At 68.1% G+C, this 21,900-nt stretch carries 22 protein-coding genes and 1 pseudogene; 5 read left to right on the forward strand and 18 right to left on the reverse strand.

Translation table 11 applies throughout. The features are described from left to right. Nucleotides 1-27 precede the first annotated feature (27 nt). The 9 genes from ACFVTE_RS02260 to ftsH are packed head-to-tail and all read right to left on the reverse strand — an operon-like array spanning nucleotide 28 to nucleotide 8,173. Complete coding sequence (locus ACFVTE_RS02260) at nucleotides 28-957, reverse strand: Rossmann-like and DUF2520 domain-containing protein (RefSeq protein ID WP_387096236.1); 930 nt, start codon at nucleotides 955-957, stop codon at nucleotides 28-30. After that, nucleotides 950-2,518, reverse strand: coding sequence for a PH domain-containing protein (locus tag ACFVTE_RS02265; RefSeq protein ID WP_387096239.1), 1,569 nt, complete (start codon nucleotides 2,516-2,518; stop codon nucleotides 950-952). The genes ACFVTE_RS02260 and ACFVTE_RS02265 overlap by 8 nt, the downstream gene beginning before the upstream one ends. Then, nucleotides 2,515-3,027, reverse strand: a complete 513-nt coding sequence (locus tag ACFVTE_RS02270; protein ID WP_387096242.1) for a PH domain-containing protein — start codon at nucleotides 3,025-3,027, stop codon at nucleotides 2,515-2,517. The genes ACFVTE_RS02265 and ACFVTE_RS02270 overlap by 4 nt, the downstream gene beginning before the upstream one ends. Further along, nucleotides 3,008-3,535: a DUF3180 domain-containing protein gene (locus ACFVTE_RS02275; protein ID WP_387096244.1), complete on the reverse strand. Its 528-nt coding sequence runs from the start codon at nucleotides 3,533-3,535 to the stop codon at nucleotides 3,008-3,010. The genes ACFVTE_RS02270 and ACFVTE_RS02275 overlap by 20 nt, the downstream gene beginning before the upstream one ends. Continuing rightward, complete coding sequence (gene folK, locus ACFVTE_RS02280) at nucleotides 3,532-4,146, reverse strand: 2-amino-4-hydroxy-6-hydroxymethyldihydropteridine diphosphokinase (RefSeq protein WP_387096247.1); 615 nt, start codon at nucleotides 4,144-4,146, stop codon at nucleotides 3,532-3,534. The genes ACFVTE_RS02275 and folK overlap by 4 nt, the downstream gene beginning before the upstream one ends. Further along, nucleotides 4,143-4,502, reverse strand: coding sequence for a dihydroneopterin aldolase (gene folB, locus ACFVTE_RS02285; protein WP_387096250.1), 360 nt, complete (start codon nucleotides 4,500-4,502; stop codon nucleotides 4,143-4,145). Before folB ends, folK begins: the two co-directional genes overlap by 4 nt. A 24-nt stretch (nucleotides 4,503-4,526) precedes the next feature. Continuing rightward, complete coding sequence (gene folP / locus ACFVTE_RS02290) at nucleotides 4,527-5,447, reverse strand: dihydropteroate synthase (RefSeq protein ID WP_387096253.1); 921 nt, start codon at nucleotides 5,445-5,447, stop codon at nucleotides 4,527-4,529. Between the two features lie 10 nt (nucleotides 5,448-5,457). Continuing rightward, nucleotides 5,458-6,096 carry a GTP cyclohydrolase I FolE gene (gene folE / locus ACFVTE_RS02295; RefSeq protein WP_387096256.1) on the reverse strand — a complete coding sequence of 213 codons (639 nt, stop codon included), beginning with the start codon at nucleotides 6,094-6,096 and terminating at the stop codon, nucleotides 5,458-5,460. Nucleotides 6,097-6,106: 10 nt separating this feature from the next. After that, entirely contained in the window at nucleotides 6,107-8,173 is a 2,067-nt protein-coding gene (gene ftsH, locus ACFVTE_RS02300) for an ATP-dependent zinc metalloprotease FtsH (RefSeq protein ID WP_387096259.1), read from the reverse strand. A 284-nt stretch (nucleotides 8,174-8,457) separates the two neighbouring features. Here ftsH and ACFVTE_RS02305 point away from each other — a divergent pair, with 284 nt between their 5' ends. Beyond that, on the forward strand, nucleotides 8,458-9,180 hold the full coding sequence (locus tag ACFVTE_RS02305; RefSeq protein ID WP_387096262.1) for an endonuclease domain-containing protein: 723 nt from the start codon (nucleotides 8,458-8,460) through the stop codon (nucleotides 9,178-9,180). A 130-nt stretch (nucleotides 9,181-9,310) separates the two neighbouring features. Here ACFVTE_RS02305 and hpt read toward each other — a convergent pair whose 3' ends face one another. The 4 genes from hpt to dacB all read right to left on the reverse strand — a co-directional run bounded on the left by hpt (nucleotide 9,311) and on the right by dacB (nucleotide 13,756). Further along, nucleotides 9,311-9,862, reverse strand: coding sequence for a hypoxanthine phosphoribosyltransferase (gene hpt / locus ACFVTE_RS02310; protein WP_003799723.1), 552 nt, complete (start codon nucleotides 9,860-9,862; stop codon nucleotides 9,311-9,313). 29 nt (nucleotides 9,863-9,891) lie between these two features. Then, a complete protein-coding gene (tilS, locus tag ACFVTE_RS02315) occupies nucleotides 9,892-10,941 on the reverse strand; it encodes a tRNA lysidine(34) synthetase TilS (RefSeq protein WP_387097135.1) in 1,050 nt (349 codons plus the stop codon). 120 nt (nucleotides 10,942-11,061) lie between these two features. Further along, nucleotides 11,062-12,180 carry a zinc-dependent metalloprotease gene (locus tag ACFVTE_RS02320; protein WP_387096266.1) on the reverse strand — a complete coding sequence of 373 codons (1,119 nt, stop codon included), beginning with the start codon at nucleotides 12,178-12,180 and terminating at the stop codon, nucleotides 11,062-11,064. 73 nt (nucleotides 12,181-12,253) lie between these two features. Next, the gene (gene dacB, locus ACFVTE_RS02325; protein WP_387096269.1) at nucleotides 12,254-13,756 is read right to left on the reverse strand and encodes a D-alanyl-D-alanine carboxypeptidase/D-alanyl-D-alanine-endopeptidase; all 1,503 of its coding nucleotides are present in this window, start codon (nucleotides 13,754-13,756) and stop codon (nucleotides 12,254-12,256) included. 154 nt (nucleotides 13,757-13,910) lie between these two features. Between dacB and ACFVTE_RS02330 the strand changes: the two genes are divergently transcribed. Both ACFVTE_RS02330 and ACFVTE_RS02335 read left to right on the forward strand, forming a co-directional pair. Then, a complete protein-coding gene (locus tag ACFVTE_RS02330; RefSeq protein WP_003799714.1) occupies nucleotides 13,911-14,399 on the forward strand; it encodes an inorganic diphosphatase in 489 nt (162 codons plus the stop codon). Nucleotides 14,400-14,610: 211 nt separating this feature from the next. Beyond that, complete coding sequence (locus ACFVTE_RS02335; protein WP_387096271.1) at nucleotides 14,611-15,210, forward strand: hypothetical protein; 600 nt, start codon at nucleotides 14,611-14,613, stop codon at nucleotides 15,208-15,210. A 21-nt stretch (nucleotides 15,211-15,231) separates the two neighbouring features. Here ACFVTE_RS02335 and ACFVTE_RS02340 read toward each other — a convergent pair whose 3' ends face one another. Both ACFVTE_RS02340 and serS read right to left on the reverse strand, forming a co-directional pair. Next, the gene (locus ACFVTE_RS02340) at nucleotides 15,232-16,077 is read right to left on the reverse strand and encodes an HAD family hydrolase (RefSeq protein ID WP_387096274.1); all 846 of its coding nucleotides are present in this window, start codon (nucleotides 16,075-16,077) and stop codon (nucleotides 15,232-15,234) included. Between the two features lie 125 nt (nucleotides 16,078-16,202). Beyond that, complete coding sequence (serS, locus tag ACFVTE_RS02345; RefSeq protein ID WP_387096277.1) at nucleotides 16,203-17,483, reverse strand: serine--tRNA ligase; 1,281 nt, start codon at nucleotides 17,481-17,483, stop codon at nucleotides 16,203-16,205. 55 nt (nucleotides 17,484-17,538) lie between these two features. Between serS and ACFVTE_RS02350 the strand changes: the two are divergent. Continuing rightward, nucleotides 17,539-18,561: pseudogene (locus ACFVTE_RS02350) on the forward strand (diacylglycerol/lipid kinase family protein); the annotation flags it as partial. 69 nt (nucleotides 18,562-18,630) lie between these two features. On the opposite strand, the gene ACFVTE_RS02355 reads toward ACFVTE_RS02350, so the two are convergent. From ACFVTE_RS02355 to ACFVTE_RS02365, 3 genes are all read right to left on the reverse strand, one after another. Continuing rightward, the gene (locus tag ACFVTE_RS02355) at nucleotides 18,631-18,846 is read right to left on the reverse strand and encodes a hypothetical protein (RefSeq protein WP_387096280.1); all 216 of its coding nucleotides are present in this window, start codon (nucleotides 18,844-18,846) and stop codon (nucleotides 18,631-18,633) included. A gap of 92 nt (nucleotides 18,847-18,938) precedes the next feature. After that, entirely contained in the window at nucleotides 18,939-19,919 is a 981-nt protein-coding gene (gene pheA, locus ACFVTE_RS02360) for a prephenate dehydratase (RefSeq protein ID WP_387096283.1), read from the reverse strand. A gap of 67 nt (nucleotides 19,920-19,986) precedes the next feature. Next, nucleotides 19,987-20,313: a rhodanese-like domain-containing protein gene (locus tag ACFVTE_RS02365; protein WP_377952916.1), complete on the reverse strand. Its 327-nt coding sequence runs from the start codon at nucleotides 20,311-20,313 to the stop codon at nucleotides 19,987-19,989. Between the two features lie 136 nt (nucleotides 20,314-20,449). Here ACFVTE_RS02365 and ACFVTE_RS02370 point away from each other — a divergent pair, with 136 nt between their 5' ends. After that, nucleotides 20,450-21,898 carry an amidase gene (locus ACFVTE_RS02370; RefSeq protein WP_387096286.1) on the forward strand — a complete coding sequence of 483 codons (1,449 nt, stop codon included), beginning with the start codon at nucleotides 20,450-20,452 and terminating at the stop codon, nucleotides 21,896-21,898. Nucleotides 21,899-21,900 lie beyond the last annotated feature (2 nt).

The raw sequence follows: 21,900 nt of genomic DNA on the forward strand, positions 1-21,900 counted from the left end.
CCTCCCTTGGCCCTGCGGCCGTTTCCATCAGCGGCCGTCATCGATGCCACCCTCGCCCGTGCCGTCGTCGCCATTGCCCTCAAGCGCGATACGAATATTGTCCGCCTGATCAGGCTTCAGCAGGCCCCGCCTTTCAGCGCGCATGGCCGTGGCCCGGGCCATGGCAAGATATGCGGCGAGGACGTCGCCGCCGGATCCGGCGTCGTGCTCCCGCAGCGCCCGCGCATGGGCCTCCACGGTTCCGGCGTCCCCGCGCGCTACCGGGCCCGTCAGTGCCGACTCTCCGGAGGCAAGCGCGTTCTCCAAAGTTGCACGCAACAGCGGCCCGAGCATGCGGTCCGGAAACTCCACACCCACCTCGGCCAGCAGCTGGGACGCCTGCGCCACGAGCGTAACCAAATGGTTCGAACCGTGGGCAAGGGCGGCGTGGTAGATGGTGCGGTCGCCCTCGGCGATCACCACCGGTTCGGCCCCCATCTCGACGACGAGCGCCTGGGCGATGGGGAGCATGGCGGCGTCCGCCGTGACCCCGAACGTGCAGTCCAGCAGCCGGGTGAGGTCCAGGCTCATGCCGGTGAAGGTCATGGCCGGGTGCAGCGCGAGCGGCACGGCACCGGCCGGCCGGACCGGATGCAGCACGCCGACGCCGAACCGGCCCGACGTGTGCGCCACGAGCTGGCCGGGCTGCCAGGCACCGAGCTTCGCGAGCCCCTCCACGAGCCCGCCAAGGGCGTCATCCGGAACGGCCAGCAGCACCAGTTCCGAGCGCTCCACGATGTCCTGGATCTCCAGGACGGGAACGCCGGGCAGCAGCGTTTCCGCCCGTTCCCGGCTCGCGTCGGAAACGGCGGAAACCCCGACGACGGCGTGCTCGGCCGCGCGGAGCGCCGCACCGAGGACAGCGCCCACCTTGCCGGCACCGATGATTCCGACGCCGAGGCGTCCTGGCTTAGCCACGTTGCTGGCCTTCCTGTTGGGGAGTGTGGGCGGGTCGCTGACCGGTTTCGCCGGGGCCGACCGGCGAAACCGGTCCGGCCGGTGTAGCCGGGGCCAGCCCGGGGGCCACCTGGGCCAGCCCGGGGGCCACCTGGGCCAGCCACTGTTCACTTGTCTGCCGCCGCCGGGCTGCGCGGGCGCGGGCTGCCTGGGCGTCGAAGAGTGCCTGCGCCTCGCGGATGTCCGCCTGGATCACGCGCGGCGCGACCGGACCCGCAGTGGTGTGCAGCACGAGGTCGGCCAGACCGAACCGGCGGGCGAGGGGCCCCTGCTGCAGCGCAATCGACTGGGTCCGCTGATGCGGCACCACCACCAGCTGCCGCCACCAGCGGCCGGAGCGCATGAGCAAGGCGGTGTCCGTGGCCGCGAAGGCATTGCGCCGCCAGCCCAGAGGGGCGAGCAGCCGTGCCCGGCGCGGCGTGGTGACGAATCCGCCGTCGGAATCCAGTCCGTTCACGCCCTGGTGGAACACGCGCAGCGGATCGGCAGTTCCGGGGTCGGGCAGCACGAGGGCCAGCATGTTCAGGACGTCGTCCATCTTCCCCACCGGCAAAAGCGTGGTGCGGGCGCCGGCCTCGCCGTTGTTCGCCCCGGCGGCTCCGTAGCCGGCGGCGTTGACCTGCATACGGTACCAGCCGAAGAGCCGCCACAGCGGCGGCTGGGCCACCTTGAGCGCCTGGATCCGGCCGGGCGGCAGCGTCTGGGCCTGGGTGTCGAGCAGTCCGTAGCGGAGCCGGATGCCGTCCGGGGAGATGGCCGCCGTGAAGTTGTAGCCCTTGGTGAACGAATTCCAGTACGCCGCGATGAGGCCGAGCGCCGCGGGAATCAGGTACAGGAAAAAGGCCCTGTTCTCGGTAAGCGCTGAAAGCATCACCGACGCCGCGGCGCCGAGGACCACAAAGACGCTCTGCTCGCTGAGCAGGAGCGAACCGACCAGGCGCGACGGCGGGACCTGCAGCACCTGCTGCTCGGGCGCCTCGGGAGCGGCTGCTTCGGGGTGCTCGGGGTCCAGCCGGACCCCCGACGCGCGGGCCAGGATGGTGGCGCGCAGCTGGCGCGCATCATCGATGCGCAGGTAGGCCAGCCGGACGGCGGACTCGCCGGCGTCCGCGACCTCGAACTTGAGCTCCGCGAGGCCGAAGATCCTGGCGAGCAGGGGCTGGACGATATCGATGGCCTGGACGCGGTCCAGCCGCGCCTGCCGCTGCTGCTTGAACAGGAAGCCGGTGTTGACCCGGACGTAGCCCTCCGCCACCTGGTAGCGGGTGAAGTACCAGGACAGGATGAAGCCGATGACTGCCAGCAGCAGCATCAGTGCCCCACCCCCCAAAAGCCACGGGGCCCGGCCCGCTATGCGGTCATCGATGAGCGGCTGGCCCTGCAGCATCCGTTCAAAGCTGTCACGCCCGAAGAAGTAGCCGATGGCGGCAAGCGCCACCCAGCCCCGCACGAAAGGTGTGGCCGGGTGGACGCGCAGCCACTCGCCGTCGGGCTTTCCGGAAGCGGGCCCGCCGGCGCTCACAGCCCGGCCAGCCTGGCTTCGCCGCGTGCCGAGAGCTGTTCCCTGAGCCGGGCGCCTTCCTCGGCGGGAAGGCCGGGAATGCCGGCGTTGGTTCCGGCGGACGCCGTGTGCAGCTTCAGGGTGCACAGCCCCAGGCCGCGTTCCACCGGGCCGGCGCTGATGTCCACGTACTGCATGCGGCCGTACGGCACCACCATGACGCGCTGGAAGAAGATACCGCCGCGGATGAGGAGGTCGTCGCCGCGCTCGGCGTAGCCGATGGCACGGACCTGCCGCGGGATCAGGACCAGGCGCCACAGCGCCAGCAGCAGCATGAAGGCCGGAAGGCCGATGGCCAGCCACAGCGGCGGCCACCGCCACCAGCCGATCCGGACGAACACCAGCGGCAGGCTCAGCACGGCCACCATGACCAGGTTGCCCAGGGCCCACTCGACCAGCCGGACCGTGACGTACTTCGGGGACACACGCAGCCAGGTGATCCCGGGGGGATCAATCGCCGCGGTAGGCATACTCGCCTTCTCCCTTGGCCTTGCCCCGGCCGTGGCCGGGCAGGCCTTCGCCGGCGTCCGTCTCGCCATCCTCCGGCGGGATCTTGCAGAAGCGTTCGACGATGAGCCCCACCACGATCATGGCCAGCCCGCCGCCGGCCATTCCGAGGGCGAGCCAGGTGACGTCCAGTCCGCTGCGGATGCTCCAGAACCGCAGCTGGTCCAGGAAGATCCCGGCGTGCCAGCCCAGCAGCATCGCGCCGGTGTAGGCGCAGGCCTGGGCGAGGACCAGCGTCCACGCCGCCAGGATGGGGTTCAGCATTTTCTTCTTCTTGCCGTTCCGCCAGCGAAGCACCCGGATGCCCAGCACCAGGGTCAGCGCCACGATGATGCCCATGGTGACCAGTGCCGTGGCCGGCAGGACCGGCGTGGCCATGCCGTAACGGACGGTCAGGACGGCGGCGGACCAGCCGGCGATGGCCAGGGCAATGCCCACGACTGCGAGCAGCAGCGGACTCACGGGCTTCACGGCTGCTCCACCGCCCCGCCATCGGGCACACCGTCGAAGTCCCCGAAACCGTCGAACGGCTTCAGGTCCGGGAAATCGGCGGCCCTGGCAGCCAGCTCCGCTACCGGCTGCCCGTTGAGGGTGGCCGCGGGGTCCATCTGGGCCCAGGGAAACAGCACGAAGGCCCGCACCGCGGCGAACGGGTGGGGCAGGGTGAGCACCGGATCGTCGCTCTGGAGGTCGCCGTAAACGATCACATCGACGTCAAGCGTCCGCGGGCCCCAGTGGACCTCACGCACCCGGTGGTGCTTGTTCTCCACCGACTGGCAGTGCTTGAGCAACTCGAGCGGTGCCAGCGATGTTTCGACAGAAATCACCATGTTGAGGAAGTCCGGCTGCCCGGTGGGGCCGCCGACGGCCTTCGTCTGCACTATCGGTGACACGGCCAGTAGCCGAACTTCCGGGCGGTCCACAAGGTCCGCCACGGCTTCGGACAGCGTCTCGTTCCGTGCGCCGAGGTTGCTGCCCAGCGCCAGCACCGCCCGCGTGTAGCCAGTCTTGGCAGCTGCCGCCTGCTCATGCACCGGCTTCTCATCCACCGGTTTCTCGTGCAGTGCTGGGGCCGGGGTCATGACCGCCCCCGGTAGACGCTGACGGCGACGTCGCCGAAGGGAACCTCGATGGGTGCCTTCGGCTTGTGCACCGTGATCTCCACGGCCTGGATCTTGAATTCCTTGAGCAGGCCCTCTGCCATCCGTACCGCCAGTCCCTCGATCAGGTTCAGCGGCTCGCCGGTGATCCAGTCGGTGATCCGTCCGGCCACCTCACCGTAGTGGGCGGTGTCGCGGACGTCGTCCGACTCCGCCGCCTGGCTGAAATCCAGGTGCAGCACCGCGTCCACCACAAACGGCTGGCCTTCGCGGCGCTCAAAATCGAACACCCCGTGGTAGCCGGTGGCGGTGACACCGGTCAGCGAGATCCTGTCCATGGCTGTTCTGCTAGGCCTTCCTGGTCACTGGCCGTGGTCCGGGGCCGCCATGCGGGCGGCCACCTTGACGGCGTCAAGGCTGGGTCCGACGTCGTGCACGCGCACGGCCCACGCGCCGCGGGCGGCGCTGATGGCGGTGATGGCGGCGGTGGCGGCGTCGCGCTCCTCCGGGAGCGCCGCCTTGCCGGAGACCGTCAGGAGGGTGCCGAGGAAACGCTTGCGGGACGCGCCCACCAGCACCTTGTGGCCCATGGCGTCGAGCCGGTCCAGGTTCCGCAGCAGTTCCCAGTTCTGCACGTCAGTCTTCGAGAACCCGATGCCCGGGTCCACGATGATCTGCTCGGGCAGGACGCCGGCCGCGTACAGCTTGTCGCGGACGCCGTTGAGTTCGGAGACGACGTCGTTCGCCACGTCGTCGTACTCCGTCAGGGAGGTCATGGTCTTGGCGTCGCCGCGGCGGTGGGTCAGGACATACGGCACCTTCGTCTTTGCCACGAGCTCGGCCATGCCGGGTTCGATGCTGAGTCCGGAGATGTCGTTGATGATCGCCGCCCCCGCGTTCACCGCGGCCTCGGCGGTGGAGACGTGGGTGGTGTCGATGCTGACCAGCGCGCCCGCTTTCACGAGGGCTTCGATGACGGGCACCACCCGGCGCTGCTCCTCCTCCGGGCTGACCTCTTCCGCGCCGGGCCGGGTGGATTCGCCGCCGACGTCGATGATGTCGGCTCCGGCGTAGAACATCCGGAGGCCGGCGGCGATGGCGCTGTCCGCCGTCGCGTGCTTGCCTCCGTCGCTGAACGAATCGGGAGTGACGTTGAGGATGCCCATGACGAGCGTGCGGTCTGTGGGCAGGGCTTCGAACTTGGCTGCCGGCCGCGGTTTGCGCAGGATGGGCAGGGGTGAGGTTGCGGGGCCGGTTCCAGGTGCTGCAGCTAGGGAATCCATAGTCTGGTTTTTACCTTCCGAGTATGAGGCTCATGGCTTCGGCACGGGTGGCCGGGTCATGAAGTTGCCCGCGAACCGCGCTTGTGACGGTTTTGGCTCCGGGCTTGCGGATGCCGCGCATGGACATGCACATGTGTTCGCATTCCACCACCACGATGGCTCCGCGCGGCTTGAGGAATGTGACCAGGGCTTCAACGATCTGCGTGGTGAGGCGCTCCTGCACCTGCGGGCGGCGGGCGTAGATGTCCACCAGGCGCGCCAGCTTGCTCAGGCCCGTCACCCGGCCGTCGTGCGAGGGGATGTACCCCACGTGGGCGACGCCGTGGAACGGAACCAGGTGGTGCTCGCAGGTGGAGTAGAACGGGATGTCCTTCACCAGCACGAGTTCCTCGTGGTCGAGGTCGAAGGTGGTGCCGAGCACGCTGCCCGGATCCTGGTGCAGCCCGGCAAAGACCTCGGCATAGGCCTTGGCCACGCGCTTGGGCGTGTCCTGCAGCCCGCCGCGGTCCGGGTCCTCGCCTATGGCCAGCAGGATTTCCCGCACGGCTGCTTCAATCCGCGGCCTGTCCACCTTGTGGTGGCGGCCTGATCCGTCCACCGCCGAGTGGTCGGCGGTGGCGGTGAGGTCGTCGTCGTCGAAGTGAGTCACACCAAAGAGCTTAGCCGTGGTGGCCGTCTGGTCCTGCTTCCGTTACTCCGCCCTGAAAGGAGGCGTCCTCGGGAACACCCTGCGGGTGCGGCGGAATTGCGTCCAGTGGTTCCTCGAGCCGGGCTTCCTTGGCTTCTTCCTGGGCTTCGCGCTCCGCCCGCTCCTGCCGCGACTCAACCGGGCCGGCGTTGGAGACCGGGCGGGTCTCCTTGGACAGCCACACCTCGCGGAAGTCGCGCTTGCGGATGTCGCGGAACACGTCGGCGATTTCGGCCTGGTTGAGGGTTTCGCGTTCCAGGAGTTCCAGGGCCAGCCGGTCCAGGACGTCCCGGTTTTCGGTGAGGATGGCGTAGGCCTCGTCATGGGCCTGGTCGATCAGGCGGCGGACCTCTTCATCCACGATGTAGGCGATCTGGTCTGAGTAGTTCCGCTCGTGGCTGGCGTCGCGGCCCAGGAACGGCTCGCCGCCGCCCTGGCCCAGGCGCACGGCGCCGACGCGCTCGCTCATGCCGTACTGGGTGACCATCTGCCGGGCCGTGGAGGTGGCCTTCTCGATGTCGTTCGAGGCGCCGGTGGACGGATCGTGGAAGACGATTTCCTCGGCGACGCGGCCGCCCATGGCGTAGGCCATCTGGTCCAGCAGCTCGTTGCGGGTGACGGAGTACTTGTCGTTCTCCGGGACCACCATGGTGTAGCCCAGGGCTCGGCCGCGGGGCAGGATGGTGATCTTGGTGACCGGTGCGGAGTTCCGCAGCGCGGCTGCCACCAGGGCGTGGCCGCCTTCGTGGTACGCGGTGATCTTGCGCTCGTGCTCCTTCATGACGCGGCTGCGCTTCTGCGGGCCGGCCATGACGCGGTCGATGGCCTCGTCCAGTGCCCGGTCGTCGATGAGGTTGGCGTTGGAGCGGGCGGTCAGCAGCGCGGCCTCGTTGAGCACGTTGGCCAGGTCTGCACCCGTGTAGCCGGGGGTCTTCTTGGCCACGGCCTTGAGGTCCACATTGGAGGCCATGGGCTTGCCCTTGGCGTGGACCTGCAGGATCTGGTCGCGCCCGATCAGGTCCGGGGCTTCCACGGAGACCTGGCGGTCGAAGCGGCCGGGACGCAGCAGCGCGGGGTCCAGCACGTCGGGGCGGTTGGTGGCCGCGATCAGGATGACGTTGGTCTTGACGTCGAAGCCGTCCATTTCAACCAGCAGCTGGTTAAGGGTCTGCTCGCGTTCGTCGTTGCCGCCGCCCACGCCGGCACCGCGGTGGCGGCCGACGGCGTCGATTTCGTCGACGAAGATGATGGCGGGCGAGTTGGACTTGGCCTGCTCGAAGAGGTCGCGGACGCGGGACGCACCGACACCGACGAACATTTCCACGAAGTCAGAACCCGAGATGGAGAAGAACGGAACGCCGGCCTCGCCAGCGACGGCGCGGGCCAGGAGGGTCTTGCCGGTGCCCGGAGGGCCGTAGAGCAGCACGCCCTTGGGGATCTTTGCGCCGACGGCCTGGAACTTGGAGGGCTCCTGCAGGAACTCCTTGATTTCCTGCAGTTCCTCGACGGCTTCGTCTGCGCCGGCGACGTCGGCGAAGGTCACCTGCGGCATGTCCTTGCTGACCATCTTGGCCTTGGACTTGCCAAACTGCATGACCTTGGAGCCGCCGCCCTGCATGCGGGACAGCAGGAACCAGAACAGGACGCCGAGCAGCAGCACCGGCACCAGCAGCGAGAAGAGTCCCGAGAGCCAGTTGCTCTCCACCGGCTGGTCCGTGTAGCCCTTGGAGGGGTTGGCAGCAGTCACGGCCTTGACGACGTCGGGGCCGCGGTCATTGACGAAGAAGAACTGGACGTTCTTGCCCTTGTCCTGGCCGTCGATGACGAGGTTGTCTTTCAGCACCAGGTCGACGCGGTTTTCGCCGTCAAAGATCTTGGCCTGTTCCACCTTGCCGCTCTGGGCGAGGAGCTCGAGGCCAGGCTGCGTGTCGATGCGCGTCGAGCCGCCCGGAGCCAACGTTGCAAAGGCCAGCAGGAGCATGCCGACCACAACAATGATCCAGATGCCCGGGCCCTTGAAGAAACTCTTAGCTTTCATCTGTTCGGGGGCTGGCCCCGTCCCTCCTGGTAGTGCTGCACGGCGCGAGGACTGCGCGCGTGTGGTGCTGCGTCGTTTCTAGCTATACACCGTCAGGAGTAATTCACGCACGGTGTAATACAAAAGTTCCCTCTGGGCGTAGTGGCTGGTCGGGCCGGGGATGCGTTGGGAATGCGGTCCCGTCGGGCGGCGGGCGGCATTTCTGCACCGCTTTCAATGCTGCCCGGAAAACCGCCCCGGGATTCACCCGAGGGCAGATTGGCCGGGCGGTGAAATCCGGGCTGATGCAGAATCCCCGCCACGGGATCTACCGGCTGCAACAAGCGAACTGCGACTTTGTCCGCGCCTACGAAGCCAATGCCCCGGTCACCTGTGTCTCGGCCGCGGGACACTACGCCCTCTGGACCCTGCAGCCCCCCGGTCAGCCGCACCTCGCGGCCTGCCACCGCCGGCTGGCGGGCGGCCACCTCCCGCACAGGTTCAGCGGCAACATCTCCACCCTCCATCCACCTGTGCTTCCGCTGAAGGATGTCCTCGTCCACGCACTGCAGTGCCTTCCGGAACTGGAGGCCCTGGTCATGGTGGAATGCGCCCTCGGCCGCGGCGAGATTGACCTCGATTTCCTGCGCAGGCTTCTCCCCGGACCGCGGAACGGGCGGGCCCGTGCGGTACTGGACCTCGTGGAACGCGGATCGGATTCCCTGCTGGAAACGGTGGCCCGGGTACTGTTCCGGCGGCACGGCTTCGACGTGCGCACCCAGGTCTACCTGGCGGGCATCGGCTATGTGGATTTCCTGCTCAACGGGTGCCTGATCGTAGAAATCGACGGCGTAGGGTTCCACCTGAACAAGCCCCAGTTCAAGAAGGACATTCGGCGGAACAACGTTGGCGCGGCCACCGGCTATCGGGTGTTGCGCTACCTCTACGAGGATGTGCTGCACCGGCCGGAGGAAATGCTGGCGCAGATCAAGCTGACGCTCGCCACTCCCCCGCGGACGCCCTGCTAACCCGGGCCCCGCGGACACTTCTGCACCGCCTTAAGCGGCACGCGCCGCCGTCGGGCCCTATTCTCAGGGCTCGACGGCGGCGCGGTCACCGAAAGCGGTGCAAAAATGCGGAGCCGGCTTCGGAAGGCGTTTACTCGTAGACGTGCGGGGCCAGGGTGCCCACGAAGTCCAGGTTGCGGTACTTCTCGGCGTAGTCGAGGCCGTAGCCCACCACGAACTCGTTGGGGATGTCGTAGCCCACGTACTTGACGTCGATCTCCACCTTGGCTGCGGTCGGCTTGCGGAACGCGGTGCAGATTTCCACCGACGCGGTGCCGCGGGATTCGAGGTTGGTCTTCAGCCAGGACAGGGTGAGGCCGGAGTCGATGATGTCCTCGACGATCAGCACGTCCTTGCCCATCAGGTCCGTGTCGAGGTCCTTGAGGATGCGCACCACGCCGGAGGACTGCGTGCCGGAACCGTAGGAGGAGACAGCCATCCAGTCCATGGAGATGTGCGAGTGCAGGGCCCGCGCGAGGTCGGCCATGACCATGACGGCACCCTTGAGCACGCCCACGATCAGGATCTCGCGGCCCTCGTAGTCCTTGTCGATCTGCGCCGCGAGCTCGGTGATGCGCTGCTGGATCTGTTCCTTGGTGTAGAGAACGTGCTTGAGGTCTGCCTGGACGTCGGATGAATCCACCAATTGCTCCTGTGTAGATGCGGGGGCGACTATTTGCGGGACGGTTTATGAAGCCGGAATACAAGCTTCCCACAGCGGGCGGCTTCGCGGGGAACGCCTTCCGTCCCGCCCTGTCCCTGGGCACGCTCCCGCTCCTGCAGCTCGGCAAGCGAAAGACGGTACACGCTGACCCCGCCGGGCAGTTCCACCGGACCGGCCGAGCCCTTCCGCCGCAGCAGTGCTTCCGCAGCCAAGAGGCGCTGGTAGCTGGGCTGTTGACCGCCGACGCCGGCAGCCGCCTTTGCGATCACCCGGAACCTGATGGCCGGGGCCAGGTCAGCCAGGGCAGCCTCCGGGAGGCTGGCGTCCCGGCCGTCGTGCTCAACCAGGGACTCGTACGTGCTGTCCGCCACGTCCTCCAGATAGTCGGCATCCAGCTGCAGGATGGCGGCCGTGCGTGCCAGCGCTTCGGCCACCCCCGGACCGAGTTTGTCCTCCAACACCGGCATGACCTCCACCCTGGTCCGCGAACGGGCGAAGGAGGGGTCGGCGTTGCTGGGGTCGTGCCAGGGCTCCAGCTCCTCCGCCCGGCAGATCTCCAGGGTGTCTTCCCTGCGCAGGCCAAGGAACGGCCGCAGCAGCTTCCCCCGTAGAGGGCGCATCCCGGCCAGGGAGCGCGTGCCTGATCCGCGGGCGAGGCCCAGCAGCACCTGTTCCGCCTGGTCATCGAGGGTGTGCCCGAGGAGGATGGCGCCGGCTTCCCACTCCCTCGCCGCGGCTTCGAGGGCGGCATGCCGGGCATCGCGGGCTGCGGCTTCCGGCCCGAAACCGGTGGCGGCAACATCCACCGTCAGGACCTGCACCGGGTCCAGGCCGAGTTCCCGGAGGGTCTCAGCGGTTCCCGCCGCGACATCGGCGGAGCCGGGCTGCAGCTGGTGGTCAACAATCACGGCGCCCACGGAAACCGGCCGGCCGTCCACGTGGCCACGCCGGGCGAAGTAGCCGGCCACCGCCGCCAGGGCCAGGGAGTCGGGGCCGCCGCTGCAGGCCACCAGGACGCGTTCGGGGTAGCCGGCGCCGGCCAATGCATGCTGCAGCATTTTCCGTGCCGTGCCGAGGACCGGCGCCAGCCGGCCGGGCCGCCGCCGCCCGCTGGGAAGTGGTACCGGGCCATCCGAGGGCGAGCCGCCGGCGGTGTTGGGGAGGTGCTGCACGGAACCCTAGAAACCCATCCTGTCGAGCCAGATCCTGGCGTTGTGGATCTCCTCTTCGGTGGGCAGGTTCGCCGGGGCCTCCCAGACGCGGTTGAAGCCCTCCATGCCGGCCGCGTCCACCACCGCGCGGACAAATTTGGCGCCGTCGCTGTACTGCTTCATCTTGGCGTCGAGTCCCAGCAGGCTGCGGATGAACTTCTCGATGACACCCCGGTCCTTGCCGCGGGCGTTGAACCGCTGCCGGATGGTCTTCACGGACGGCACGATGCTGGCGTCCACGGCGTCCATCACCACGTTGGCGTGGCCCTCGAGCAGGCTCATGACCGCCGTGAGATGGGACAGCGAGGCCTTCTCCTCGGGGTCCTGCAGGAGGTCGAGGATGGCGCCGCGGCCGGGAGTGGAACCGGAGGCGGCCCGGTCCTTGAGCGAGCGTGCGGCGGCTGAGGCGCGTTCCATCAGGGAGTCCACGTTGCCCAGCAGGTGACCGCTGAGGTTGTCGATCTCGTTCAGCATGTGGTGCCGGAGCCACGGTGCCGCGGCGAACTGCACCCGGTGCGTCTGCTCGTGCAGGCATACCCAGAGCCGGAAGTCCGTGGGGGTCACGTTGAGCTCGCGCTCGACGGCGATGATGTTGGGCGCCACGAGCAGCAGTCGGCCGCCGGACGGCGCCTGCGATCCTTCGGCGAGGGCGGCAAAGGGATCGTACTGACCCAGGACCTTGCTGGAGAGGAATGCGAGCACGGCTCCGAGCTGGCTGCCGGTGATGGCGCCGCTGACGGAAGCGGCGCCGGGGCTGATGGTGCCGCGCCGGTTCTCCAGCATCTTTTCGATGGCGGGTTTCAGCATCACGGCGAAGCTCTGCGTGTTGGCTTTCGCCCAGGAGGCACGGTCCACGACCAGGACTGATGAGTCTCGGAGGTCGCGAGCGGCCTCCAGCCCGGTGATCTGGTGCACGTGCGGAACGGAGGCGTCTGCCAGCTCACGGAGCTGGGAGACGGCGTCGCCGATCTCGGCGGCGGTGAGGGACGGGCCTGGTGGAGCCAGCCGTGCAGCTGCGGACGCGGCGAGGTCCCAGTTGATGAGGGCCTGGGCAGGGGCGGATGACTGGCTTGCAGTGGACTCCATACGCTCCATCAGAACATACGTGCCTAGCAGCGCGCCTTAAGTTCGCTGACCGGCGAACGAGCTGACCGGCGAACTAACTGCAGCCGCAGCCGGCCAGCGCCGTGGCCGCCGTGTCCAGGGCAGGCTTGTTGCCCTGCGCTCCCGGCGTCAGGCCGTTGCCGATGAAGGAGAACACCAGGAGCCGGCCGTCGGCGTCCACCACGTACCCGCTCAGTGCGATGACCGTGTTCAGGGTTCCTGTTTTGGCCCGCACCAGGCCGGCGCCCTCGGCCGTGGACTCGTCGATGTATCTGTCGCCGAGCGTGCCCGTCAGCCCAGCCACCGGGAATCCGGCCAGCGCGGCCCTGAGCCGGGTGTCCTTGCCGTTGGTGATGGCCCGGACCACCTCCGAGAACTGGCGGGCAGACACCTGGTTGGCCAGGGCCAGGCCGGACACATCCGCGGCGAACATCCCGTCCGTGGGGATTCCGAGCCCGGCGAGCTGGCCCAGCACTGCGGCCTTGGCCGACTCGTACGTCGCCGGCTGGCCGGCCGCCACCGCGGTCATGCGGCCCAGGGTTTCGGCGAGGTAGTTGTCCGAGGTCTGGAGCATGAGATCCACCTGCTGGCTGACCGTCGCGGACTGCACCTGGCCGAGGACTTTGGCGTCCGCCGTCGGCTTTCCGTCAAGACGTACGACGGCGGGTGCCACAGTGAGGCCGGCGGCGGCACCGGCCGCCTTGAGGCCGGCAGCGAACGCCTCCCCCGCGGCGATGGCGGAGTCCTGGGGCCGGGGTGCCGTGGTGTCTGCGGGATCGAACCGCGCAGAGTTCAAAGCCAGCGGAAACAGCGGGGCGGTCTCGCCCGCCGCAACGTCATCCGGGCTCCATGCCGGATTCAACGCCGGACCGGTGAAAAGGGAATCATCCACCAGCACGTGGACCTGCCCCTTGAAGCCGCCCTTGCGCAGTGAGTCCACGGTCTGCTTTGCCAGCGTGGCGAGCCCGCCGTGGCCCAGGACCTTGGACTCGGCAGAGTCGCCGGCGCCGAGCAGGACGTCGCCGCCGCCCACCAGCACGACGGACACCGCCCCCGCCGTTGCCCCTGGGGTTGCTGTGCCCGGACCGGTGACCACCTTGGTGCTGAACCGTTCCTCGGGGCCGATCCCCCGCAGCGCGGCGACGGCGGTGAGGAGCTTCATGTTGGAGGCGGGGGTCCTGTTGGCGGCGCCTTCCCTGTCATAGAGGACCTTGCCGGTGGCGGCGTCCTGGACCACGGCCGTGAACGTTCCGCCGCCGTCGGTCTTGAGGACGGGGTCCAGCCGGGCCGCAACATTGGCGGGAACCGGCACCGGCGCCGCGGTGCTGAGCGGATCGATGCCCTGCGGGACAGACAGCCGTTCCGGGACCAGCTGCCAGGCGGGGGTCCGGGCGGGTTCGGCTGTGGACCGGGCCGGGCCGGAGAGCGCGGGCGCAATCAGCATCCCGGCGGGAAGGGCCAGCGCCAGGAGGAGCACCGTGAGGAGGAGGGTGGGCCAGCTCCGGACCATGGTGGAAAGCCTGCCGCGGCTGCTCGCCGTGCCCCTGGTGCCGCTCATACTGCTGGTCCTCAAAGTCCTGAAATTACCCCATTAGTTCCTGAAACCTGGGCCTCTCGCTATATCCTCAATAGTAGTCGGCGGCACCGACAGTCCATTTTCGGTTGATCATCGCGTGTGCCGCGAACACCCAGCAATCGTCGAGGAGCATTCCATGAAGCATGACGTGACCATCGAGATCCCCAAGGGATCGCGCGTCAAGTACGAAGTCGACCATGAGACCGGCCGGGTCCGCCTGGACCGCGTCCTCTTTACTTCCATGCAGTACCCCACCCACTACGGCTTCTTCGAGAACACCCTCGGCGAAGACGGCGACCCGCTGGACGCACTGGTGCTCCTGCAGGACTTCGATCTGCACCCGGGCGTCATCGTCGAAGCCCGGCCGATCGGCGTCTTCAACATGACCGACGACGGCGGCGGAGACGCCAAGGTCCTCTGCGTTCCGGCCGACCCGCGGTTCGACCACATCCAGGAAGTCAGCGACGTCAACGAATTCCTGATCAAGGAAATCGAGCACTTCTTCACCCGCTACAAGGACCTGGAGCCCGGCAAGTGGGTCAAGGCCGAAGGCTGGGCCGACCGCGCAGCCGCCGAAGCCGAACTCGAGGCTTCCATCAAGCGCTACGTGCCCGCGGCACACTAGCGGCTCAGCGCTAACTTCCGACGGCGGGAAGTGCGGTTCATCGTGAACCTCACCTCCCGCCGTCGTTCTTTAGAGCGCGAACTGGCAGCTGATGCCCTCAAATCCGGGTTTTTGGGGCATCAGCTGCCAGTTCGCGCTTGCGTGAGATCCGTAACGTGCCGTCGGCTCCCGGCTTGCCTCGCAGCTACCACCGGGTAGTCTGATGTCCACCATGTTCACGCTGACTATCAATCAAACAGACAGCCGGCGCGACGGCGACCGGGTCCCGCATCTCCTCAAGGACCTGCGGCATATCCCGGCGCGGCTGGATTTTGACCGCTCCGTCGAGGACGAGGTGCAGGGCATCGTGGATTGCCCGCACCAGGCGGTGGATGCCGCCCTGATCGCTCTCCGCTGCGGAAGCTGGTACGTGGGGATCGGCGTGGGCCCGGTGAATGAGCCGCTGCCGAACCAGATCAAGGATGCCAGCGGGCACGGCCTCATCTACGCCCGCCGTGCCGTGGACCGCCTCCGCAACAGCAAGGAGCGCATCCCGGTGGCCGTGGAGGGTCCCCTGCCGGACCTGGCAGCCGAGTCCGAATCGGTGCTCCGCCTGCTGGGCCACATAGTCCGGGACAGGAGCGAGGCCGAGTGGCGCGTGCTTGACCTGATGACCCCCGGGGTCCGCGGCCAGCAGAAGACCGTAGCCGCCGAACTCGGCATTACCTCCCAGGCAGTCAGCAAGGCCGTGGCGAGGTCGCAATGGAATGAGGAGCACGCAGCCCGGCCGGCGGCGGCCAGGCTGCTCGCGCTGATTCTCGACGGGCGCTAAGCCCCCGTCACAACCGGCCCGCTACAGGAGGCCGCGCAGCACGTGGGCCGCGCCGTCGTCGTATACCGACTTGGTGACCTCGTCCGCGGCGGCCACCACTTCCTCCGGAGCCTGCCCCATGGCCACCCCGCGGCCAGCCCAGCCGAGCATCTCGATGTCGTTGCGGCCGTCGCCGATGGCAACCGTGGCGGCGGGATCAACGCCGAGGCGGCTGCGGAGGCTCTCCAGCGCGCTGGCCTTGGTGACGCCGGCCGCGGCAATGTCCAGCCACGCGGTCCACCCCACCGAATAGGTCACGCCGGCAAGGCCGATGTGCTCGATGGCTTCGTTGAACTCCTCCGGCGTGTTCTCCGCGCTGAAGACGACGACGCGGACGGCCGTGGAGTCGAGCAGGGTCTGGAAGTCCACGCCGATGGCCTCGACGCCGAAGCTCGCGTCCTGGAAGCGCTCGGTGGAGAGGAAGTTGCCGTCCTCATCCTCCAGGGCATACTTGGCCAACGGCAGGCGCTTGCGGAGGGCGCGAAGCGCCGGGCCGGGGTCGAAGGTGGCCTTGTGGATGATGTCGTAGCCGTCGGGCAGTCCGGGGTCCAGGCGCAGCGTGACGCCGCCGTTGCAGCAGACGGCGTAGCCGCGGTCCAGGCCGATCTGTTCAATGATGGGGAGCGTGGCGTTGAGCGAACGCCCGGTGGCGATCATTACCTCGTGTCCCGCGGCCACCACAGCCTGTGCGGCCTCGCGGACCGGGGCGGACATGTGGCCGTCGTGGTCCACGAGCGTGCCGTCCACGTCCAGGGCGATCATGAGTTTCTGTTGTGCTTCTCGCCGGTCTTCGATGCCGGCTGCTGAGGATTCAGTCAGTGTAGTCATGCTTCCTAGTAGAGCAGACGCCCCTGACACCAGCTAGGACGCAGAGCACAGCAGCGCATGAACAGCGGGTAAATACTCACAGGTTCTCCCCGGTGTGAGTATTTACCCGCACAACAGGTTGGGGCTTAGAGAACGGGGAGAACCTCAAGGCCGCCGAGGTACTTCTGCAGGGCCGCGGGCACGTTCACCGAGCCGTCAGCGTTCTGGTGGTGTTCCAGCAGGGCCACGATCCAGCGGGTGGTTGCCAGCGTGCCGTTGAGCGTGGCCACAGCACGGGTTCCCTTGGGCGTGCCGTCCTCGGTGAACACGCGCTCACGGATGTTGAGACGGCGGGCCTGGAAGGTGGTGCAGTTGGACGTGGAGGTGAGCTCGCGGTACGCGCCCTGCGTGGGGACCCAGGCTTCGCAGTCGAACTTGCGGGCCGCGGACATGCCGAGGTCGCCCGCAGCGGTGTCGATCACGCGGTACGGCAGCTCGCACTTGGCCAGCATCTGCTCTTCCCAGGCCAGCAGGCGCTCATGCTCGGCCGCGGCCTCTTCCACCGTGGTGTAGATGAACATCTCCACCTTGTTGAACTGGTGGACGCGGATGATCCCGCGGGTGTCCTTGCCGTGCGATCCGGCCTCGCGGCGATAGCAGGAGCTCTGGCCGGCGAAACGGATGGGGCCGGCGGAGAGGTCCAGGATCTCGTCCGCGTGGTACCCGGCGAGCGGCACCTCCGAGGTGCCCACAAGGTACAGGTCGTCTTCGGCGAGACGGTAGATCTCGGCGTCGTGCTTTACATCGAACCCGGTGCCCTGCATGGTCTCGGGGCGGACCAGGGTGGGGGTGATCATGGGAATGAAGCCGGCCTCGATGGCCTGCTCCATGGCCATCTGCAGCAAGGCCATTTCCAGCCGGGCGCCCACGCCGCGGAGGAAGTAGAAGCGCGCGCCGGAAACCTTGGCGCCGCGCTCCATGTCGATCGCACCGATCAGCTCACCGATCTCGAGGTGGTCGCGGGGCTCGAAGTCAGGGAATTCGCGCGGGGTGCCGACGGTCTTGACCACGACGTAGTCGTCCTCGCCGCCTGCCGGCACGCCGTCCTCAATGAGGTTGGGAATGGTGCGCAGCAGTTCTTCCTGCTTGGCCTGGGCGGCGTCAGCCTCCGCCGAGGCGGCCTTCACCGCACCCGCCAGTTCGCGGACCTCTGCGAGCAGCGCCTGCTTTTCCTCACCCTTGGCCTGCGCCACCTTCTTGCCGAACGCGTTCTGTTCGGCGCGGAGGTTTTCGAAGCTGATCAGTGCCGTGCGGCGCGCGGCGTCAGCGTCGATGATCGCGTCCACCAGGGTTTCGTCCGCACCGCGGGCGCGCTGGCTGGCGCGGAACTTGTCCGGATTTTCGCTGAGGTCTTTTACGTCGATCACCAGACAAGGGTATCGAATCTGCGGGACACTCCGGGCGGGATAGTGTTGGAGCACCATGAGCGACCTGCTTCTTTACGTCCTGATCGCTGCAGCCTTGGCCTTCGCCGTCTCCAGCTGGTGGGGCGTGCGCAGGCTAAAGGCCCTGCACATCCGCAGCGCCGTGCGCGAAGTGGCCCATGAACACGGCCTGGAACACCAGCGCGTCGCCGTCATCCTCAACCCCATCAAGGCCAAGGCCGATGAAGCCCGTGCCACCATTCAGCGCGCCTGCCTGGCAGCCGGGTGGGAGGAGCCCCGGTTCTTCGAAACGACGTCGGAGGACCCGGGCCATTCCCAGGTCCGGGCGGCGCTGGAGTACGGAGCCGACGTCGTTCTGGTAGGCGGCGGCGACGGCACCGTGCGCGTGGCGGCCGAGGCCCTGGCGCACACCGGGGTGGCGATGGGCCTGGTCCCCTTGGGCACCGGAAACCTGCTGGCCCGCAACGTGGATCTGAACGTTTACGATCTGCACGGCAACATCCAGACTGCCCTCTTTGGCCACCAGCGGTTCATCGACACGGCTCGGATGGAGATCGAGAACTCGCTCACCGGCCATTCCTCAAGCCACTCGTTCCTCGTCATCGCCGGCATCGGCATGGACGCGGAGGTGGTGGGCGACACGAACGACGATCTCAAGCGCGCCGTCGGCTGGCTCGCCTACACGGAGGCGGGAGTCCGGCACCTTCCCGGGCGCAGGAAAAAAGTTGCCATCTCACTGGATGACCAGCCGGACCAGACCAGGAAGATCCGCAGCGTCCTGTTCGCCAACTGCGGCCTGGTTCCGGGCGGCATCGACTTCATCCCGCAGGCCATGATCGACGACGGGATGCTGGACGTGGTGGTCATGAGCCCCCGCAGCGCCGTGGGCTGGCTGGCGATGTACGCCAAGATCCTGTTCAAGCACAAGCGGCACCTGCCCGTCATGAGCGTCTACCGCTCCGGCAAGGTGGTCATCAAAAGTCCGGAACCGTTGCCCACCCAGCTCGACGGCGACACGTCCGGGGACGCCACGAAGGTGACAGTTCAGGTGGAGCCGAGATCGCTGCTGGTGCGGGTCAGGGAAGAAACGGCCCGGCTAGGCTGACTGCGGGGTAACCTGACTGTGTTCCTAGGCTGACGGCGCAGTGCCGGCGTGTTTGGCTGACTCGGCAGCAGCTTTGGCGGCTGCCCGGGCTTCGGACTGTTCGCGGATCATGGCCTGCTCCTCCTCGAAGCGCAGGCGGTCCGCACGGTCGGCCTCGTCCCCGTCCCAGTCCTGGTTCTCGGCCGTGGGCTTGGGATTGACGATCATTCCCTGGCCGTCATTGTCATTCTTGTCCGACATGACCCGCTCCTTTCGTTGGGGCCATCCCTTTGTTGATCAAGCAAGCATACGCACAGCAACAAAGGCAGGGAAGTGCCCCGAGGGGCATTTATCTACGCTGACGGCGAAGCTTCCGCCGGCGTCTCCGCGCCCAGGGCGTCGCTCGCCAGTATCCCGTTGACCCATGCATGCGCCGACTGGAATGCCTCGTCGGACGTGTGCTCCGGAACCACGGGAGCCTGCTCATCGGCACGGCCGTAGGAGCCAAGGAACCGGGTGGCGGGGCTGATGCGGTGCAGGCCGGCGAGGGCATCAGCCACGCGTGCATCTCCCACGTGGCCGTCGGCGTCGATGCTGAAGAAGTAGTGGCCCAGGTACTGGCCGGTGGGCCGGGACTCGATGCGGCTCAGGTTCACGCCGCGGGTGGCGAACTGGTCCAGGATTTCCATCAGCGCGCCCGGCCGGTCCTCGGGCAGGGGCACCACCACCGTTGTCTTGTCCGCTCCTGTACGCGCCGGCAGGACACCCGGACGGCTGACCAGGATGAACCGGGTCACGGCGCCGGGGTTGTCACCGATGTTCTCCGCCAGCACGTGCAGTCCGGGCTGCTCCGCGGCGACGATCGGCGCGCAGATGGCGGCGTCGTAGTGCGCGTCGTCCTCCAGCAGGCCCATCGCAGCGGCGGCCGTGGAGGACCCTGGAATATATTCTGCGTCGGGAATATGCGCGTCCACCCACAGGCGGCACTGCGCCCAGGCGTGCCCGTGCGTCGAGATCCGGCGGATTTGGGAAAGCTCGACGCCGGGCCTCGCCACCAGTACGAAACTGATGGGCACCAGGGCCTCGCGGATGATCCGCAGTTCCTGTCCCGTGGCAATGGCGTCCAGGGTGGCGGTGACGCCGCCCTCCACCGAGTTCTCGATGGGCACCATCGCCGCATCAACGGACCCCTCCCGCACCCGGTCCAGCGCCGTGTTGACGTTGGAGGACGGGATGCGCACGGCCTCGGCAGCATCAGGCACCTGCAGGAGCGCCGCCTCCGTAAATGTGCCCTCGGGGCCGAGGAAAGTGTAGGTGCGGCGGGCGGAGGGCATGGATATTCCTTTGCGGATGGGAAGGGAAGGACGACGGGCCGGCAGACCGGCCTGACGGCGGAAAGGCCTACAGAACCACGGGCTTGAGGCCGTTGTCCGACACCAGCGGCTTGCCGGATTCCAGCCACTGGTCCATGCCGCCGGCCACGTTCACGGCCGAGTATCCCTGGCCCACCAGCCACTGCGCTGCGCGGAAGGAGCGACCGCCGGTCCGGCAGATGACGTACAGGTCCTCGTCCGGGTCGAGGTCGTCCAGGCGTCCGGGCAGCTGGTCCATCGGAATGTGCAGGGCGCCTTCAGCGTGGCCTGCAGACCATTCGTAGTCCTCCCGCACGTCCAGGATGGTGGCGTCCGCGGGGACGTCCTTCACGGTGACGGTATCGAAGTCGCTCATGGGAGTCCTCTCCTTGGCCTCAAGCTCTCAGCTCCAGCGTATCGCCAGCACAGCACCGCGCACCCGCCGGCCGGCACAGGTTACGCTGGTCCGAAGCCCGCGAGCCGGTTAAAAAGGAGCACAGCAAAGGAGTACAGTGTCCGCCCCACACACCCCGGCTGACATCCACCGTCTGCCGGCCGTCGAGCTAAGGGCAGCGCTGCGTTCCGGAGAGCTTTCCGCACGCGAGGTCACGGCGCATTTCCTGGCGCGGATCGAGGAATCGAACCCGAGGCTGGGTGCGTTCATCACCGTCACCGGGCCGAGGGCGGTGGCCGAGGCGGCCGCCGCCGACACCCTGTTCGCCCGGCGTCGTGCGGACGAACCGCTCCCGCCGCTGCACGGGATGCCGGTCGCGTTCAAAGACCTCACCGACGTTGCCGGCGTGGTCACCACACACGGCAGCGCAGCGCTGGACCGGCGTCCGGCACCGGCCGATGGCGCCCTCGCGGCGGCCATCAGAGGCGCAGGCGCCATCTGCCTCGGCAAGACCCAGGTACCCGAATTCGGGCTGACGGCCTACAGCGAAAACCGCATCGCACCGCCGTCGCGCAATCCCTACGCCCTGAGCAGGAGCTCGGGCGGTTCCTCCGGCGGCAGCGCCGCTGCCGTGGCGGCGGGGCTGGTGCCGTTCGCCCCCGGAACCGACGGCGGCGGGTCGATCCGGATTCCGGCGGCGGCATGCGGGCTGCTGGGCCTGAAACCCGGCCGGGGCGTGGTCCCGGCGGGTGAAAGCAGCGGGGATCCCGCCGGCCTGGTGGTGGCCGGACCACTGGCGCGCTCCGCGGCCGACGCCGCGCTGCTTTTGGATGTCTTGGCCCTCAGGAGCGCGGGAAACCCGGACGGGGCGGGGTACCTCGATGCCGTGAACCGCGACCCTGCTCCGCTCCGGATCGGCGTCAGCCTGGACAGCCCCTGGGGCGGGATCTTCCCGTTCACCCCGGATCCGGAGGCATTGGACGCGCTGGACGCCGGCGTCCGGCTGCTCACCGGTGCTGGGCACGACGTGGTCGAGGCTGATGTCCGGTACGACAACCGTTACCCCGATGCGTTCACCACGGCTTGGACGGCAGGCGTGGGCGCCGCCCGGATCGCGCCGCAGCGCGAGGCACTGCTGACGCCCCTGACGCGGACCTTTCGGCGGCGCGCGCAGCAGCGAAGCGCCGCCAAACTCAACGAATGCCTGGCGTTCCTGCGGCAGTTCGAGCGCGACACCCTGGCGCAGTACTCGGCCTGGGATCTGATTTTGACGCCGGCGCTGGCTCAGACACCGCGCCCGGTGGGCTGGTTCACGGGGTCGGGCCACGGTGACGGCCGGTGGCCGTCACCTGAGTGGGCAGGCGACGCCGACGGTGACTACCGCAGGCAGTGCGAATTCGCACCGTGGTCGTCCATGGTCAACGTGTGCGGCCTGCCGGCCGTCAGCATTCCAGTGCACTGGACCGGAGGCAGCCCCGGAGCCGGGCTGCCGATGGGCATCCAGCTGATTGGCCGCCCCGGCTCGGAGGCACTGCTCCTGCAGGTGGCGGCCCAGCTGGGGTTCTAGCT

The sequence above is a fragment of the Arthrobacter sp. NPDC058097 genome, from assembly GCF_042884885.1.
Classification (GTDB): Bacteria; Actinomycetota; Actinomycetes; order Actinomycetales; family Micrococcaceae; genus Arthrobacter.

Coding starts and splice junctions, on each gene's coding strand:
- folK (WP_387096247.1), bottom strand. CDS start 4,146: ATGACCCCGGCCCCAGCACTGCACGAGAAACCGGTGGATGAGAAGCCG.
- ACFVTE_RS02270 (WP_387096242.1), bottom strand. CDS start 3,027: ATGCCTACCGCGGCGATTGATCCCCCCGGGATCACCTGGCTGCGTGTG.
- folB (WP_387096250.1), bottom strand. CDS start 4,502: ATGGACAGGATCTCGCTGACCGGTGTCACCGCCACCGGCTACCACGGG.
- ACFVTE_RS02320 (WP_387096266.1), bottom strand. CDS start 12,180: ATGGAGTCCACTGCAAGCCAGTCATCCGCCCCTGCCCAGGCCCTCATC.
- ACFVTE_RS02305 (WP_387096262.1), top strand. CDS start 8,458: ATGCAGAATCCCCGCCACGGGATCTACCGGCTGCAACAAGCGAACTGC.
- ACFVTE_RS02335 (WP_387096271.1), top strand. CDS start 14,611: ATGTTCACGCTGACTATCAATCAAACAGACAGCCGGCGCGACGGCGAC.
- dacB (WP_387096269.1), bottom strand. CDS start 13,756: ATGAGCGGCACCAGGGGCACGGCGAGCAGCCGCGGCAGGCTTTCCACC.
- ACFVTE_RS02330 (WP_003799714.1), top strand. CDS start 13,911: ATGAAGCATGACGTGACCATCGAGATCCCCAAGGGATCGCGCGTCAAG.
- ACFVTE_RS02355 (WP_387096280.1), bottom strand. CDS start 18,846: ATGTCGGACAAGAATGACAATGACGGCCAGGGAATGATCGTCAATCCC.
- ACFVTE_RS02365 (WP_377952916.1), bottom strand. CDS start 20,313: ATGAGCGACTTCGATACCGTCACCGTGAAGGACGTCCCCGCGGACGCC.
- pheA (WP_387096283.1), bottom strand. CDS start 19,919: ATGCCCTCCGCCCGCCGCACCTACACTTTCCTCGGCCCCGAGGGCACA.
- ACFVTE_RS02340 (WP_387096274.1), bottom strand. CDS start 16,077: ATGACTACACTGACTGAATCCTCAGCAGCCGGCATCGAAGACCGGCGA.
- folP (WP_387096253.1), bottom strand. CDS start 5,447: ATGGATTCCCTAGCTGCAGCACCTGGAACCGGCCCCGCAACCTCACCC.
- ftsH (WP_387096259.1), bottom strand. CDS start 8,173: ATGAAAGCTAAGAGTTTCTTCAAGGGCCCGGGCATCTGGATCATTGTT.
- tilS (WP_387097135.1), bottom strand. CDS start 10,941: ATGCTGCAGCATGCATTGGCCGGCGCCGGCTACCCCGAACGCGTCCTG.